This window comes from Acidovorax sp. M14, assembly GCF_049331375.1.
Classification (GTDB): domain Bacteria; phylum Pseudomonadota; class Gammaproteobacteria; order Burkholderiales; family Burkholderiaceae_C; genus Acidovorax.
In genome coordinates, this window is record NZ_CP186263.1 from 1,970,670 (window position 1) to 1,986,810 (window position 16,141).

The following is a 16,141-nucleotide window of genomic DNA, read 5'->3' on the forward strand; positions in this document are numbered from 1 at the left end:
CACAGAGGAGAAGAAGGATGAATCAGCTCAAGATTTCAACCCGGCTGGCTGTGGCATTTGCCGTCATGGTGCTTCTGTTGGTCGCTTTGGGGGCTGTGAGCCTGGTGCGGTCGGCCCACCAGCGCGCAGAGCTCAAGGACGTGGTCGATGTCCGAATACCCATCATCAAAGCGCTGGGGGCCCTCAACGACGGGGTGAACGAGCAGGCGATTCAGCTTCGCAACCTGGCGATCTTCACGTCGGAGGCGATTGTGAAGTCGGCGACCAGCCAGATAGCTGCTGCGGCGGCGGATGTGGATGCGCAATACAAAACGCTGAACACACTGGTCAGCTCCGAAAAGGGCAAGGAACTCATGGCGCGCATGCAGCAGCGGCGTGGTGACTTCCTGAAGCTGCGAGACCAATACCTAGCGGCACTCCAGCAAGGCCAACGGGACGAAGCCCTGAAGTTGCTGGAGGAGCAACTTCGCCCTGCGCAGCGGGCCTACATGGCCGCGATCGATGAGCAGTTTGAATTTCAATCCAAGCGAACGGTGGAAGCGGGCGCGCTCGCAGAGTCTGCCGCGCTGGCATTGCAGCGGGACGTGCTCATTGCGGCCGCACTTGCCATCGGCATCGCAATCTTTCTGGCCATCACCATCATCCGCTCCATCACCCGCCCCCTGGCGCAGGCGGTGGAGGCGGCCGACCGCGTGGCCGGTGGCGACCTGAGCGGCCAGATCGTCGTGCAGTCCAAGGACGAAACCGGGCACCTGCTCAGCGCCCTGCAACGCATGCAGCAAAGCCTGGTCAACACCGTCAGCACGGTACGCCAGAACGCTGAAGGCGTAGCCTCAGCCAGCGCGCAGATAGCCTCCGGCAACAACGACCTGAGTGCGCGCACAGAACAGCAGGCCAGTGCCCTGGAAGAAACCGCAGCCTCCATGGAAGAACTGGGCTCCACCGTGCGCCAGAACGCCGACAACGCACGCGCCGCCAACCAGCTGGCCGTCAGCGCCAGCACCGTGGCCGTCCAAGGCGGAGACGTCGTGGCCGAAGTCGTCGAGACCATGAAAGGCATCAACGCCAGCAGCAACAAGATCGCAGACATCATCAGCGTCATCGACGGCATCGCCTTCCAGACCAACATCCTCGCCCTCAACGCAGCCGTTGAAGCCGCCCGCGCTGGCGAACAAGGACGTGGTTTTGCCGTGGTGGCGGGCGAGGTACGCAACCTGGCAGGACGCAGCGCAGAAGCCGCCAAAGAAATCAAAGCCCTCATCACCGCCAGCGTGGAACGCGTGGAACAAGGCACCGCCTTGGTGGACAAAGCCGGAGCCACCATGACCGAAGTCGTCAGCGCCATCCGCCGCGTGACCGACATCATGGGAGAGATCAGCGCTGCCAGCAGCGAACAAAGCGCAGGAGTCGGCCAGGTGGGAGAAGCCGTCACCCAGATGGACCAGGCCACCCAGCAAAACGCCGCCCTGGTGGAAGAAATGGCAGCGGCTGCCAGCGCACTGAACGCCCAGGCCGGCGAACTGGTCAACGCCGTGGCCGTGTTCAAGCTCGACGCCAACGGCACGTCAAGCCCTAGCCCGGCGCGCAGCAGCGCTGCCCCCGTCCGCCCTCCCATGGCAGCGCCCAGCTACAAAGCCCCGGCCCGCAGCAGCCTGGGCAGCAGCGCCAAGAGCAGCAGCAGCAAACCCGCCGCCAGCCTGGCAGCGCCCAAGACCGGCAGCGCAGCGCCAGCGGCCCCAGCAGCCAGCGCCGCAGCCCCCAAACCGGCAGCGCCCAGCCCGGCCCCGGCCAAGGCAGGGGGCAACGACGACGACTGGGAGAGCTTCTGACGAGGGCCAGACAGGCCTCGAGATGCAGAGTTCAGGTCAAAACGGCTGCAAGCGCAGGTGGAACATGCGCTGACAGCTATCAAAACAGAAGTGAAGAAGCACGCAGAGGGGGCACCTTCTGCGTGCTTTTTTTACTTGGCGGATGTGCGACTGGCATCAGCGGCTGGTGAAGTTGGCTGGTTGCCAACCGGGGCCGTCGTCCCAGCCCCAACGATGCGACTCGTACGCAAACGTAACGGAAAGCGCTATGCTGGGCGCGACCGCCACGGCGCGCGGTCTTTGCATGGGTGGGCATTTCTTTTTGCGCCGTTCTCCCCAGGAGTTCCGCAATGGACCGTGGTTTCACCGCTGTGCGCACACGCTTGCGCACGCACCAGCCCCCGGCCGCTGACGCGGCCCGCCGGGCTTGGGCGCAAGGGGTTGCAATGCGCACTCTGGCACCACCAAGGCCGCCGCCCCGGGCCGCTCTGGCTGCTGTTGCCACTTTCTCTGTGCTCTTTTCCCACCGCTGGCGCGCAGCCAGCGGGGCTCAGCCGTGTGCATCGTTTCCCTCAGGAGTGTTGTCATGAACCAGTTCAAGATTTCCACCCGCCTGGCGGGTCTGCTTGCGGCGCTGTGCCTGCTGGTCCTGCTGGTGGGCATGGCGGGGTTGTATGGCATGGGCAACTCCAATGCCGGGCTCAAAACGGTCTACGACGACCGGGTGGTGCCACTCAAGCAGATCAAGGTGGTGGCGGACATGTATGCCGTCAACGTGGTGGACACGGCCCACAAGGTGCGCGACGGCGCGCTGACCCCTGCGCAAGGCCTGCAGTCCGTGGCCGACGCGCGCAAGGCCATCGTTACCAACTGGAAGGCCTACCTCGCCACGCAACTGGTGCCGGAGGAAACGCAGCTGGTCGAGCGCTTCAAGCCGCTGCAGGCCAAGGCCGATGCGGCGACCGAAGTGCTGGCGGGGCACTTCAAGTCGGGCGATGTGGCGGCGCTGACCGCGTTTGCCGCCAAGGAGATGTACCCCGCCATCGACCCGTTGCAGGCGGTGCTGGGCCAGCTGATGCAGGTGCAGCTGGACCGTGCCAAGGCCGAGTACGACAGCGCGGCCGCCAGCTACCAGACCATCCGCGCGCTGGCAGTCACGGCGGTGGTGGCGGGCATCGCGCTGGCGGTGCTGATGGGCGGCGCCATGATCCGGCAGATTTCGCGCGCGCTGGGCGATGCGGTGCAGATCACCGACGCGGTGGCCCAGGGCGACCTGACCGTGGCGATCCACGCCCGGGGCAAGGACGAGATCGCCCATTTGCTCAGCGGCCTGACTACCATGCGCGACAACCTGGCGCATGTAGTGTCGGGCGTGCGCAGTAACGCCCAGGGGGTGGCGTCTGCCAGTGCCGAAATCGCCTCGGGCAACAACGATCTGTCGATCCGCACCGAACAGCAGGCCAGCGCACTGCAGGAGACCGCAGCGTCGATGGAGGAGCTGAGTTCCACCGTCAAACAAAACGCCGACAACGCGCGCCAGGCCAACCAGCTGGCGATGAGCGCATCCACCGTGGCGGGGCAGGGCGGTGATGTGGTGGCCGAGGTGGTGACGACCATGAAGGGCATCAACGACAGCAGCAGGAAGATCGCTGACATCATCTCGGTCATCGACGGCATCGCGTTCCAGACCAACATCCTGGCGCTGAACGCTGCCGTGGAGGCCGCCCGCGCGGGCGAGCAGGGCCGGGGCTTTGCCGTGGTGGCGGGCGAGGTGCGCAATCTGGCCCAGCGCAGCGCCGAGGCGGCCAAGGAGATCAAGTCGCTCATCACAGCCAGCGTGGAGCGTGTGGAGCAGGGCTCGCAGCTGGTGGACAAGGCTGGCACCACCATGACCGAGGTTGTGGGCGCCATTCGCCGCGTGACGGACATCATGGGCGAGATCAGCGCCGCCAGCAGCGAGCAGAGCACCGGCGTGTCGCAGGTGGGTGAGGCCGTGACGCAGATGGACCAGGTCACCCAGCAGAACGCCGCGCTGGTGGAGGAAATGGCGGCGGCCGCCAGCAGTCTGAGCCATCAGGCGCAGGCCTTGGTGGGGGCGGTGGCCGTGTTCAAGCTCACAGCCGACCAGGCGCGTGCAGCGCAGCCGGGCGGCGGAGCCACCGGGGCGCAGCGCCCCGTGCCCGCTGCACCTGCAGGCAAGCCTGCATCGACAGGCGCGCCCGTCAGGGAGACTTCTACCCTGCGGTCCACGGCCACGCCCGCACCTGCTGGCAAAAAAGCGTCTGCTGCTGCAGCGCCTTCCGCCGCCAAATCGGCCAGTGCGCCGCCCAAGCTGGCCCAACCTGTTGCCGCAGGTGCGGAGGACGATTGGGAGAGCTTTTGATGTGGCGCAGGCAGAGGGGTCGGTTGTAAGGTTTATGCCCCTTGTTGGGGCATAAACTTCTTCATCAAAGCGGGCCAACCAAAGCGTCCGCTACTCAAGGCACAGAGACCGTAGGCTGCGCATGGCTCGCAACGGGCGGTGCGTGCGTCTGATTGCGTTTCTTTCCGGGCAATCGGGCAGGGGTGTCCACCCTTGGCTGCGCCAGCGCGCCACACCACGGGCGCCTTTCCCTCTCCCGTCCCTGCCCACGCGTCATAGTTATAAATTGATAAAATCATTTTTATCAAAAAATGATACAATTGACGCCAATCCAGACCTTGCCATCGTCCTGACCGGCCACCCGTGCATGAGCACGCCCCGGCCGACATGGCCTAACGGCTGGCAAAAACCTACAAGTCCCACGAAAGAGTCCATGAACAACCTCAAAATCGGAGCACGCCTGAGTCTGGCCTTTGGCCTCATCCTGTTGATCACCGCCGCCATTGCTGCCACCGGCGTGTGGCGGCTGGCGGTACTCAAGGAGGCCAGCAGCCGCATCGCCACTGTCGAGATGGAGCGCAACGCACTCGCGCAGGAATGGAAGGCCGCCATTGACCTGAACTGGGTGCGGGCGTCGGCATCGCTCAAGGCCACGGACGCGGGCTATATCCAGTCGTTGTCGGCCGACATGGCCGCCACGTCGCAGCGTGCCAGCGAGGCGCAGAAAAAGCTGGAAGCGCTGGTGGACGACCCGACCGAAAAGGCGCTGATGGAGCGCGTGGCTGTCACCCGCAAGGCTTATGTGGATGCCCGCGCCAAGCTGCTGGACCGCAAGAAGGCGGGCGAGGATGTGTTTGCGCTGGTGGACAGCGACCTCAAGCCGCTGGCCACCGCCTACCTGCAATCGCTGGCCGATGTGGCAGACAACACGCACAAGCAGCTCGATGACTTTGAAGGCGCCATCCTCCAGGACGCGGTGACCAGCCAATGGGTGCTGGCGCTGGCTGCAGTGGCATCGCTGGTGCTGGGCGCCTTGTTTGCGCTGTGGACCACGCGCTCCATCGTGGGGCCGGTGCAGCGGGCTGTGCACGCGGCCGATGAAATCAGCCATGGCAACTTGTCGGTCCACATTCCCGATATGGGTGAAAGCCGCAATGAGATGGCGCACCTGCTGCGGTCGCTGAACGATATGCAGCAGAACCTGTCGCGCATCGTGGGGCATGTGCGCTCGGGCTCCGAGAACGTGGCCACGGCATCGTCCGAGATCGCCCAGGGCAACAACGACCTGAGTGCGCGCACCGAGCAGCAGGCCAGCGCACTGCAGGAAACGGCGGCATCCATGGAGCAGCTCAATTCGACCGTGCGCCAGAACGCCGACAACGCTCGGCAGGCCAACCAGCTTGCGCAAAGTGCGTCCACCGTGGCGGTGCATGGGGGCGAGGTGGTGAGCCAGGTGGTGGACACCATGAAGGGCATCCACGACAGCAGCAGCAAGATCGCCGACATCATCGGCGTGATCGATGGCATCGCCTTCCAGACCAACATCCTCGCGCTGAACGCGGCCGTGGAAGCGGCGCGTGCCGGCGAGCAGGGCCGGGGCTTCGCGGTGGTGGCGTCCGAGGTGCGCAGCCTGGCGGGCCGTTCGGCCGACGCAGCCAAGCAGATCAAGGCCCTGATCAACGACAGCGTGGAGCGCGTGACCGCAGGCACCACACTGGTCGATCAGGCCGGAGCAACGATGACCGAGGTGGTGGGCGCCATCAAGCGGGTGACGGACCTGATGGGCGAGATCAGTGCCGCCAGCTCCGAACAAAGCCAGGGCGTGGCCCAGGTGGGCGAGGCCGTCACGCAGATGGACCAGGTTACTCAGCAGAACGCCGCACTGGTGGAAGAAATGGCCGCAGCCGCCAGCAGCCTCAACACCCAGGCGCAGGACCTGGTGAGCACGGTGGCGTTCTTCAAGCTGGGCGCCCAGAGTGCAGTGGCAACGCAGGCGGCCAGCGGCAGCACGCAGCGTGCTTCCTTTGCTCCAGCGGCGCGTGTGGGCACCACACCGGCCTATGCACCGTTGCCGTCCCAGCGCGCCCTTGGCGCTGTGCCTGCGGGCAACGCGGGCGCAGCGCTGGGCATCAACCTGGACACTGCCATCCAGGCTCACGCCAACTGGCGCGCCAAGCTGCGCACCGCCGTCACCCAGAAGGAGCGGCTGGATGCGGACACAGTGGGCCGCGACGACTGCTGCGAACTGGGCCAATGGCTGCATGGCGCGGGCAGCTCGCAATATGGTGGCAAGCCGTCTTTTGTGAACCTGTTGGGTGCACACCGCCAGTTCCACGAAGAGGCGGGCAAGGTGGCGCGCATGATCAATCAGGGTGCCTATGACCACGCAGAAAAGCAGTTGGCCAACGACACCGCGTTCTCCCGTGCTTCGCAAAAGGTCGCCACGGCGGTGATCCAGCTGGCCAAGGAACTCAAGGTGCGCCTGGCGGGCTCCTCCCAGGCGGCGGCGCCCCGGCCTGCGCAGCCTGTGGCATTGGCCAGTGCGTCGCGCCCCAAGGTCACAAGTGCTGTGGGGGACGACGATTGGGAATCGTTCTGAGCCGTCGAGCCGCGCCGCCCCTTGCGCTGTGCGGGCAAGGGGGCGTGTGGCGAAGCCTTTGAACAGATTCTTACGGCGCTTGCTTGAACGGCAGGCGCTGGTGCAGGGACTCCAGGTAGTTCTCCACCCCGGCCCCTTCGCGGTCCAGAAAACGCTGTACCGCCTCTGCAAACGCGGGGTGCGCCAGCCAGTGCGCGCTGGTGGCCTGCACGGGCAGCAGCGCGCGGGCCATCTTGTGTTCGCCCTGGGCGCCCCCCTCAAACCGCACGGCGCCGTGGGCGATGCACCACTGCAGCGGCTGGTAGTAACAGGCCTCGAAATGAAGGCAGTCCACACGCTCCAGGGCCCCCCAGTAGCGGCCGTAGGCCACCAGTCTGGAGCTTGGCTCATAGCCTGATTCAGAGCCTGAATCAGAGTCATTTGGGCCTGTAGCGCTAGATTCATATGCGCCGATAGCTATCAAACTGCTAGCAATAGGCCGCCCGTCCCGCTCTCCCACAAACAGCAGCCAGGCCTCCGGCATGTGCGCGGCCATGCGGGCAAAGAAGTCGCGTGTGAGGTAGGGCGGGTTGCCGTGCTCCAGGTAGGTGCGCTCGTAGCAGCGGTAGAAAAAGTCCCAGTCTGCGGTGCTGATGTCAGCCCCGCGCGACCAGCGGAAGGTCACCCCCGCATCGGCCACGCGGCGGCGCTCCTGGCGGATCTTTTTGCGCTTGTCCTGCGACAGACTGGCCAGAAAGTGGTCAAAGTCCCGGTAGCGCGGGGGCTGCCCAGCCGTGGCCGCCTCCCCTTGCGCAGCAGCCAGCGTGGGGGGCTCGTTCTTCCAATGAAATTGCACGGTGTGCCGCAGCATCAGGTCTTGCTGCACGCTGGTCTGCACATCGTCATCGCTGGCAAACAGCACGTGCACGGATGACACGTTCTCTTGCTCGCACCACTGGCACACCGCCTGCACCAGCAGGGCCCGCGTGGCTGCATCCCGCGCCAGCAGGCGGCTGCCCGGCACGGGCGTGAAGGGCACGGCGATGACGGCCTTGGGGTAGTAGGGCACGCCATGCTGCTCGTAGGCGCTGGCCCAGGCCCAGTCGAAGACGTATTCGCCGTACGAATGGCTCTTGAGGTACAGCGGGCAGGCCGCCACCAGGGTGTCGCCTTGCCACAGCGTCATGAGGCAGGGCGTCCATCCGGTGCGGGGCGTAGCGCTGCCGCTGCTTTCCAGCGCCGCCAGGTATTCATGCCGCATGAAGGGCGTGGGGTGGCTTTGCTGCGCCAGCAGGCGGTTCCAGGCCGCAGCGTCCACGTCCAGCGCGGAGGGGAGCACGCGGGCGATAATGTCAGCTTCAGCCATGCAGGCCCCTGTGATGCTCCCTTGATGGCGGGCCTGCAACGGCGGTATTCAACCCGGCCGCAGGGGCCGATTCCAGTTCCATGACGCTCTCCATTTGCACTGCGCAGCTCAACTTTGTTGTGGGCGACATGCCCGGCAACGCCCAAAAGATCATTGCGGCAGCCCGCGAAGCCTATGCCCAAGGGGCTCGCCTGTTGCTGACGCCGGAGCTGGCCATTTGCGGCTATGCGGCCGAAGACCTGTTCCTGCGCCCCGCCTTCATTGCGGCCTGCGATGATGCCGTGAAAACCGTGGCCCGCGAGACTGCGGGGTTGAAAGGCCTCGCTATCGTGCTGGGCCACCCGCAGGCCATGGCCCCTGGCGCGCAGGCCTTCAGCGTGTGCTTCAACGCCGCCAGCGTGGTGCGCGACGGCACGATCGAGCAGACGTACGCCAAGCGCGAGCTGCCCAACTACCAGGTGTTTGACGAGCGGCGCTACTTCGTGCCGGGCAGCAAGCCTTGCGTGTTCGAGGTGGAGGGCGTGAAGGTGGGCGTGCTGGTGTGCGAAGACGCCTGGTTTGCCACACCCGCGCGCGACACGGCCGCCGCCGGGGCGCAGCTGCTGGCGGTCATTAATGCATCGCCTTTCCACCTGGGCAAGGGCACGGAGCGCGAGGCCACGATGCGCGCCCGTGTGGTCGAGACGGGCCTGCCGCTGGTCTACGCCCATCTGGTGGGCGGACAGGACGAGGTGGTGTTTGAGGGCCGGTCGTTTGCGCTGGCGGCCGACGGCTCGGTGGCGGCGCGGGCGCCTGCTTTTGTGGAAAAACTGGTCTATGCGCTAGTGGAACCTGCCCAAGGTGCTATCAAAATTACAGCAGAGGTGGCCCCCGAGCGCACGCTGGAGGCCGATCTGTGGGATGCCCTGGTGCTGGGCGTGCGCGACTACGTGGGCAAGAACGGCTTCCCGGGCGCGTTGCTGGGGCTGTCGGGCGGCATTGACTCGGCGCTGGTGCTGGCGATTGCGGTAGACGCGCTCGGTGCCGACAAGGTCCGCACGGTGATGATGCCGTCGCCTTATACCGCCGACATCAGCTGGATCGACGCGCGTGACATGGCCACGCGCATGGGCGTGCGCTACGACGAAATCTCCATCAAGCCGCAGTTCGAGGCCTTCAAGGCCGCGCTGGCCACCGAGTTTGCTGGCTTGCCTGAAGACACCACCGAAGAAAACCTGCAGGCGCGCATCCGGGGCACGCTGCTGATGGCGCTGTCCAACAAGTTCGGTGCCATCGTGCTGACCACGGGCAACAAGAGCGAAATGTCCACCGGCTACTGCACCCTGTACGGCGACATGGCCGGCGGCTTTGCGGTGATCAAGGACGTGGCCAAGACCCGGGTGTTCGACCTGGCCCGCTGGCGCAATGCCAACGATCCTTATGGCACGGGTGCCAATCCCATTCCGGAGCGCATCATCACCCGCCCGCCCAGCGCTGAACTGCGGCCCGACCAGAAAGACCAGGACAGCCTGCCGCCGTACGAGGTGCTGGACGCCATCGTGGCCCGCTATATGGAGAACGATGAGCCCATCGAATCCATCATTGCCAGCGGCTTTGCGCGCGCCGATGTGGAGCGCGTGACACGGCTCATCAAGCTCAACGAGTACAAACGCCGCCAGGCTCCCGTAGGGATTCGCGTCACGCGCCGCAGCTTCGGCAAGGACTGGCGTTACCCTATCACCAGCAAATTCAGGGCGTGACGCATTCGCGCCGTGCCTTCAGCCCCCTTTTTTACATCCTCCAGGAGACCCGCCATGAAAATGATCACCGCCGTCATCAAGCCCTTCAAGCTCGAAGAAGTCCGCGAAGCCCTGGCCGAATGCGGCGTGACCGGCCTCACGGTCACCGAAGTGAAAGGTTTTGGCCGCCAGAAGGGCCACACCGAGCTGTACCGTGGCGCGGAATACGTGGTGGACTTTCTGCCCAAGGTGAAGGTTGAGGTCGTCGTGAAGTCCGAGGATGTGGACCGCTGCGTGGACGCCATCGTGAACGTGGCGCGCACGGGCAAGATTGGTGACGGCAAGATTTTTGTGACCGCCGTGGAGCGCACCGTGCGCATCCGCACGGGCGATCTGGATGACGCTGCGGTCTGAGGTGGTCACCCTCTGAGCCGCTTGGCGCGTTCCTCCTTCGCATCGGGTTGCGCCATCCGGGAAGAGGGGACATCGCTCATACAGCGGTGCCGCCCATGAGCTGCACTCGCTGGCGTGGGGCGCGCCAGCACAAGCCAGCTTTTTGGAAAATTAGATCACTGAGCGCAGGGGGATCTGGCGGGCATTGGTGCCGGCCTGTTCCACTAGGGATTGCAGCAGCTCGCTGGCGTCACTGCCAGAGTGCAGCAGGCCCATCTGCCACTCGCCCATGAAGCCACTGGCCACGCTGGTCTGCAGAAAACCCAGCAGGCCGTCGTAGTAGCCCGCCACGTTCAGCAAGCCCAGCGGCTTGTCGTGATAGCCCAGCTGGCGCCAGGTCCACACCTCAAACAGTTCTTCAAACGTGCCAATGCCCCCGGGCAGGGCGAGAAAGGCATCGCTGCGCTCGGCCATCATGGCCTTGCGCTCGTGCATGGTCTGCACGATGTGCAACTCGTCGCACTGTCGGTTGGCCAGTTCCTTGTCCACCAGCGCCTGCGGGATCACACCCACCACCCGGCCACCCGCCAGCCGCGTGGCTTCGGCCACGGTGCCCATCAGGCCGCTGCGACCGCCGCCGTACACCAGTTGCCCGTGGTGCGCACCAATCCACTGGCCCACCGCTTGCGCAACCTGGGTATAGGCCGGGTTGTCACCGGGGCGCGAGCCGCAGTACACGCACACAGAAAAAGCGGGTTCAGCCATGGAAAAACCTCTGAAATAACGCGGCGGCCCAGATGCCGATGCACAGCAGCAAAGCCAGCAAAACTGCCGCACTGCCCATGTCCTTGGCACGCTTGGACAGGTCATGCCACTCGGGCCCGATGCGGTCGATGGCGGTTTCGATGCCAGTGTTGAGTAGTTCCACAATCATCACGATGACCACGGAGCCCGCCAGCAGGGCCACTTCGACCCAGCTGCGGCCCAGCCAGAGCGACAGGGGCAGCAGCACCATGGCGCCGATGGCCTCCTGGCGGAAGGCTTTCTCGTTCCAGCCGGCCCGCAGCCCTTCCAGGGAATAGCCTGCCGCGTGCCAGATGCGGTTGAGGCCCGTGCGGGCCTTCTGGGGGTTGGCAGGGGCCGCCGATGGGGGGGGAGAGGGTTGCATGCGCTTATTTTTTGGGGATTTCGTAGTGCACCAGACGCGTGCCGGCCAATGCGTCGTGCCAGAACTGCCGAGTGGGGTGGAAGCGGCTGAGCAACGCCCAGACGGCCACCCAGCCCAGCACGATCACCGCAGACTCACCGCCCGACAGGGAGAACGGTGCAATCGCCGCCAGAGGCGGCAAAAACCACAGCCAGCTCAAGACATAGCGTAGCAAGGCACGCGGCTGGCTGATGGGTTGACCGGCGGTGCTGACCACGCGGATGTGCCAGGTTTTCTGCGCCAGGGTCTGCCCTTTGGCCCAGAACCAGGTGAAATAAATGCCGAACACCACAAACAGAAAGGCCTGCAGCGCATGCCGGTTGTCCATCGCGTTCCGGGTCTGGCTCAATGTGCCGAACAGGTAGCCCGCAATGAAGACCACACCGAACATGAGCATGCCTTCATACAGCCAGCAAGCCATGCGCCGCCACAGATTGGGCGTAGGGGCGCCCGCGAGGGTGGTGCCGAAGGAGGCGGGGGCCGCCGCTTGCGGCGTGAGGGGAGGTGGAGAAGCGGACATTCCAGGTCAGGCCCGTCGGGCCGGGGGCAGGTTGCAAACCTACTGAGGATACAGGCCGGAGGTGTCAGGGGTCACCGGGGGAGGCGTTGGCGAGCTGGAGCCTTCCGTGCCGCTGCTACCCAGAGGGGGGAGCGCAGCAGGCACCGCGCTGGGGATCGCCACGGGGGCCGTTTCCACCCCGGCTGTAGAGGCCGCTGGCGCTGGGGATGCCGGGGCAGCAACGGTTGCTGGCGCAGGTACGGGCGCTGCAACGCGGGGCGAATGGTCTACGACCGGTGGAATCTTGGGGGCATTCGGCCGGTCAGGGCTGGCCTGGGTGGCCGCTGGCACCTGCACCAGCTTCTTGGGAGACACCGGGCGCAGGGCTGGGGCTGCACCATGCGGGTTGGGGGCTGCCTTGGAAGCCAGGGCCTTGCGCTCTTCGTCCGACAGTGCCTGGTAGGCCTCCCACTGGGCTCGCTTGTCATCGCCGGCCAGGCGTTTGGTGACGGCGTAGTTCAGGCGCGCCTGGTTGCGTTGCTGGGCGCTCAGGCTCGCCCAGTCGGTGATGCGGTCATGGAACTTGCGCTGTTCCTCTTCCGAAAGGTTGGGGTAGTTGGCGGCCAGATCGAGCCAGCGGCGTTTTTGGGCTTCGCTGATCAGCGCCCAGCGCTCTGCCAGCGGATACAGCGCCAGCTTTTGTGCTGTGTTGAGCGTGCCCCAGCCCGGTCCCGATTCAGTGGCGGGAGGCAAGTTGACGGCAGACAAGTCCGCACGGGCATTGTTGGGGCGTGCCACGGCAGCCTCGGCGCCCGCCTGCAGCACGGTGCTCGGAGCCATGCGCATCTGCACCCATGCCTGCCAGCCACCCGCGGTGAGGGCGCCCAGAAGCGCCAATGCCAGCACAAAGGCTGGCAGCGTGGAGGGGGCTTCGGTGGGGCTTGGGTGCATGCAGTCCAGAGTCGGGCAGTCAGTTCGACTGCGCGGAAGTCTTGAGGAATTGTACGAAGCCTGGGTCCGAGTAGGCGGCAGGCGGCAGGTCGTCGGTCAGCAACGCGGCATCGACTTCGGCCACGTCATTGGCGGCGCGTTCGTCCTGGGCAATGTTGATGACCACCAGGCCCACCACCAAGGCCAGCAGCGGAACAGCCGAAACCAGGGCATTCCACCAGCCGCCGCCTTCGCCGCCACGCCCCAGGGTGGCGGTGCTGCCTGCGTTGACCACTACGGCAGCCGGCGCCGTACGGCGCACCGGCACGGTGACCTTGCGTTTGGCCAAGGCCTGCATGCGCGAGGCACGCAGTCGCTCAGAAATGTCGTAGGGCAGAGCCTCGGTCCCGCTGGACAGTCGGGCCGTGACGCGCAGCGCAAAGCGCTCTGCGGCTGCTTCAGCTTGGGTCGATGGTGTCTGTGCAGTGTTCTTCATGGCTCGATTCCTTTGGCCTTCAGTGCCTTGCTGAGGGTTTGTATGGCGCGAAAGCAGTGGGTTTTGACACTGCCTTCAGAGCAGCCCATGGCGGCGGCTGTCTCTGCGACGTCCATTTCCTCCCAGTAACGCATCAGGAACGCTTCCCGTTGACGTGGAGGCAATTCGGCAATTTCTTCCTCAATGCCCTGGAATATCTGGGCGCGGCGGGTCAGGTCTTCCGCGCTTTCGGCCTTGTCCCCGTCCTCTGTCCCTGAATACGCTTCGAGTAGATCAAAATCCGTGCCATCTTCGCCCGGGCCCTCGAAGTCGCTCATGCTCGAAAACAGTGCATTGCGTGTCTTCTGGCGCCTGAACCAGTCCAGGGTGCAGTTGGAGAGAATCCGCTGGAACAGCATGGGCAATTCGCTTGCCGGCTTGTCGCCGTAGTGCTCTGCCAGCTTGAGCATGCTGTCTTGCACAATGTCCAGCGCCGCTTCCTCGTTGCGAACGTGGTAGACCGAGCGCTTGAATGCGCGCTTTTCTACGCTTTTGAGGAAATCGGAGAGTTCTTGTTCGGTTGCCAAGACGGGTCAGCCCGGGAGGAGATCGACGCAAAAGTCCGCAGTTTTGCAACTGCATGGCGCCGTAAAACCACTGATTATCGCACCCGCCGGAGTTTTTTTCGGCGGCGCTGCATTTTGTGTGTGTTGCAGTGCGATAATTGGCTTTGCAATTCAAAAGGCAAACGGGTCACGGTCCGGCGCGGCAATCATCCCGCCCATGTCCTTGGCCTCAAGTCCCAAGCTGGCTTCACAAGAGCGCGTGCGAGGGGCACCCAAGGTTTTTCGTCAGAGAAATTCACAAAGGTTGATCGATCATGGAAATCTCCAAAGCTGAAATCTCTTCAGCAGCCGCTGCTTCGCAGGGCAACGCATCCCCCGCTTCCGCATCTCAGGACCTCATGGGTGCCGAGATCCTCATCAAGTCGCTTCAGGCCGAGAACGTCCAGTACATCTGGGGCTATCCCGGTGGTGCGGTCCTGTACATCTATGACGCGCTGTACAAGCAAGACACCATCCAGCACGTGCTGGTGCGCCACGAACAGGCTGCCGTGCATGCTGCGGACGGCTATGCCCGAGCCACAGGCGAGGTGGGCGTAGCACTGGTGACCTCGGGCCCCGGTCTGACCAATGCCGTGACCGGTATCGCCACCGCGTACATGGATTCGATCCCCATGGTGATCATCTCTGGCCAGGTGCCCACGCCCGCGATCGGGCTGGACGCCTTCCAGGAGTGCGACACGGTCGGTATCACCCGTCCCATCGTCAAGCACAACTTCCTCGTCAAGGAACCGCGCGATCTGGCCGCGACGATGAAAAAGGCTTTCCACATCGCACGCACTGGCCGCCCCGGCCCTGTGGTGGTGGACGTGCCCAAGGACGTGTCGTTCAAGAAGGTGCCTTACACCGGCTACCCCCAGACGGTGGAAATGCGCTCGTACAACCCCGTGCGCAAAGGCCACGGTGGGCAGATCCGCAAGGCCCTGCAGCTGCTGCTGGCGGCCAAGCGCCCCTATATTTACACCGGTGGCGGTGTGTTGCTGGGCAATGCCACCAACGAGCTGCGTACGCTGGTGGACATGCTGGGCTACCCCGTCACTAACACGCTGATGGGCCTGGGCGCCTACCCTGCCAGCGACCGCAAGTTCCTGGGCATGCTGGGGATGCACGGCACCATCGAAGCCAACAACGCCATGCAGAACTGCGACGTGCTGCTGGCTGTGGGTGCCCGGTTTGACGACCGCGTGATCGGTAATCCTAAGCACTTCGCACAGAACGACCGCAAGATCATCCACGTTGATATCGATCCATCGAGCATCTCCAAGCGTGTGAAGGTGGACATTCCGATCGTCGGTGACGTGAAGGATGTGCTCACCGAGCTGATCTCCATGATCCGCGAGAGCAGCACCCGCCCCGACGCCGGTGCCCTGGCTGCTTGGTGGGACACCATCGAGGGCTGGCGCAAGCGTGAATGCCTGAAGTACAGCATGGGCAGCGGCGACGTCATCAAGCCCCAGTACGTGGTCGAAACGCTGTGGAACATGACCAAGGATGGTGATACCTACATCACATCCGACGTGGGCCAGCACCAGATGTGGGCGGCGCAGTACTACCGCTTTGACGAACCCCGTCGCTGGATCAACTCCGGTGGCCTGGGCACCATGGGTGTGGGCATTCCTTACGCCATGGGCATCAAGCTGGCCAAGCCGCAGTCCGAAGTGTTCTGTATTACCGGCGAAGGCTCGGTGCAGATGAACATCCAGGAACTGTCTACCTGCCTGCAGTACAACACGCCGATCAAGATCTGCTCGCTGAACAACCGCTACCTGGGCATGGTGCGCCAGTGGCAAGAGATCGAGTACTCCGGCCGCTACAGCCACAGCTACATGGATGCGTTGCCCAACTTCGTGAAGCTGGCCGAGGCCTATGGCCACGTGGGCATGCTGATCGAGCGTCCTCAAGACGTGGAGCCGGCGCTGCGCGAGGCCCGCAAGCTCAAGGACCGCACGGTGTTCATGGACTTCCGCACCGACCCCACCGAGAACGTGTTCCCGATGGTGCAGGCCGGCAAGGGCATCACCGAAATGCTGCTGGGGTCGGAAGACCTTTAAGCCAAATCAGCCCCAAGCGCACGTTTTTCATGCGCTATCAGCTATCGAATAGATAGCGTCCATTTTTTTGACGAATCTATTGCCTGCCAAGCCCATGCATTACCGTGCATGGGGGAGGGCAGCGAAAAGAG

General features: G+C 64.5%; 13 protein-coding genes. 6 read left to right on the forward strand and 7 right to left on the reverse strand.

Annotated elements, in window-relative coordinates; translation table 11 throughout:
* Nucleotides 1-17: 17 nt before the first annotated feature.
* From ACOYR4_RS09075 to ACOYR4_RS09085, 3 genes are all read left to right on the forward strand, one after another.
* Nucleotides 18-1,829 carry a methyl-accepting chemotaxis protein gene (locus ACOYR4_RS09075; RefSeq protein WP_422849309.1) on the forward strand — a complete coding sequence of 604 codons (1,812 nt, stop codon included), beginning with the start codon at nt 18-20 and terminating at the stop codon, nt 1,827-1,829.
* A gap of 565 nt (nt 1,830-2,394) precedes the next feature.
* Nucleotides 2,395-4,191 (forward strand): methyl-accepting chemotaxis protein, encoded by a 1,797-nt coding sequence (locus ACOYR4_RS09080; protein ID WP_422849310.1) that lies wholly within the window; start codon nt 2,395-2,397, stop codon nt 4,189-4,191.
* A 412-nt stretch (nt 4,192-4,603) separates the two neighbouring features.
* Complete coding sequence (locus tag ACOYR4_RS09085) at nt 4,604-6,769, forward strand: methyl-accepting chemotaxis protein (RefSeq protein ID WP_422849311.1); 2,166 nt, start codon at nt 4,604-4,606, stop codon at nt 6,767-6,769.
* Between the two features lie 70 nt (nt 6,770-6,839).
* Here the strand turns inward: ACOYR4_RS09085 and ACOYR4_RS09090 are convergent, their stop codons facing one another.
* Entirely contained in the window at nt 6,840-8,114 is a 1,275-nt protein-coding gene (locus tag ACOYR4_RS09090) for a GNAT family N-acetyltransferase (protein WP_422849312.1), read from the reverse strand.
* Nucleotides 8,115-8,194: 80 nt separating this feature from the next.
* On the opposite strand from ACOYR4_RS09090, the gene ACOYR4_RS09095 reads away from it, so the two are divergent.
* Nucleotides 8,195-9,853 carry an NAD+ synthase gene (locus tag ACOYR4_RS09095; RefSeq protein WP_422849313.1) on the forward strand — a complete coding sequence of 553 codons (1,659 nt, stop codon included), beginning with the start codon at nt 8,195-8,197 and terminating at the stop codon, nt 9,851-9,853.
* Between the two features lie 54 nt (nt 9,854-9,907).
* Nucleotides 9,908-10,246 carry a P-II family nitrogen regulator gene (locus ACOYR4_RS09100; protein WP_015013651.1) on the forward strand — a complete coding sequence of 113 codons (339 nt, stop codon included), beginning with the start codon at nt 9,908-9,910 and terminating at the stop codon, nt 10,244-10,246.
* Nucleotides 10,247-10,396: 150 nt separating this feature from the next.
* On the opposite strand, the gene ACOYR4_RS09105 is transcribed toward ACOYR4_RS09100, so the two are convergent.
* The 6 genes from ACOYR4_RS09105 to ACOYR4_RS09130 are packed head-to-tail and all read right to left on the reverse strand — an operon-like array spanning nt 10,397 to nt 13,923.
* On the reverse strand, nt 10,397-10,990 hold the full coding sequence (locus ACOYR4_RS09105; protein WP_015013652.1) for a TIGR00730 family Rossman fold protein: 594 nt from the start codon (nt 10,988-10,990) through the stop codon (nt 10,397-10,399).
* The gene (locus ACOYR4_RS09110; RefSeq protein WP_015013653.1) at nt 10,983-11,393 is read right to left on the reverse strand and encodes a diacylglycerol kinase; all 411 of its coding nucleotides are present in this window, start codon (nt 11,391-11,393) and stop codon (nt 10,983-10,985) included. Before ACOYR4_RS09110 ends, ACOYR4_RS09105 begins: the two co-directional genes overlap by 8 nt.
* A gap of 4 nt (nt 11,394-11,397) precedes the next feature.
* Complete coding sequence (locus tag ACOYR4_RS09115) at nt 11,398-11,952, reverse strand: RDD family protein (protein WP_422849314.1); 555 nt, start codon at nt 11,950-11,952, stop codon at nt 11,398-11,400.
* A 39-nt stretch (nt 11,953-11,991) separates the two neighbouring features.
* Nucleotides 11,992-12,882 carry a DUF3106 domain-containing protein gene (locus ACOYR4_RS09120; RefSeq protein ID WP_422849315.1) on the reverse strand — a complete coding sequence of 297 codons (891 nt, stop codon included), beginning with the start codon at nt 12,880-12,882 and terminating at the stop codon, nt 11,992-11,994.
* Nucleotides 12,883-12,901: 19 nt separating this feature from the next.
* Nucleotides 12,902-13,357, reverse strand: coding sequence for a DUF3619 family protein (locus ACOYR4_RS09125; protein ID WP_015013656.1), 456 nt, complete (start codon nt 13,355-13,357; stop codon nt 12,902-12,904).
* Nucleotides 13,354-13,923, reverse strand: a complete 570-nt coding sequence (locus tag ACOYR4_RS09130; RefSeq protein WP_015013657.1) for an RNA polymerase sigma factor — start codon at nt 13,921-13,923, stop codon at nt 13,354-13,356. The genes ACOYR4_RS09125 and ACOYR4_RS09130 overlap by 4 nt, the downstream gene beginning before the upstream one ends.
* Before the next feature lie 293 nt (nt 13,924-14,216).
* Here ACOYR4_RS09130 and ACOYR4_RS09135 point away from each other — a divergent pair, with 293 nt between their 5' ends.
* Complete coding sequence (locus ACOYR4_RS09135) at nt 14,217-16,010, forward strand: acetolactate synthase 3 catalytic subunit (protein ID WP_422849316.1); 1,794 nt, start codon at nt 14,217-14,219, stop codon at nt 16,008-16,010.
* The last annotated feature ends 131 nt before the right edge of the window (nt 16,011-16,141 follow it).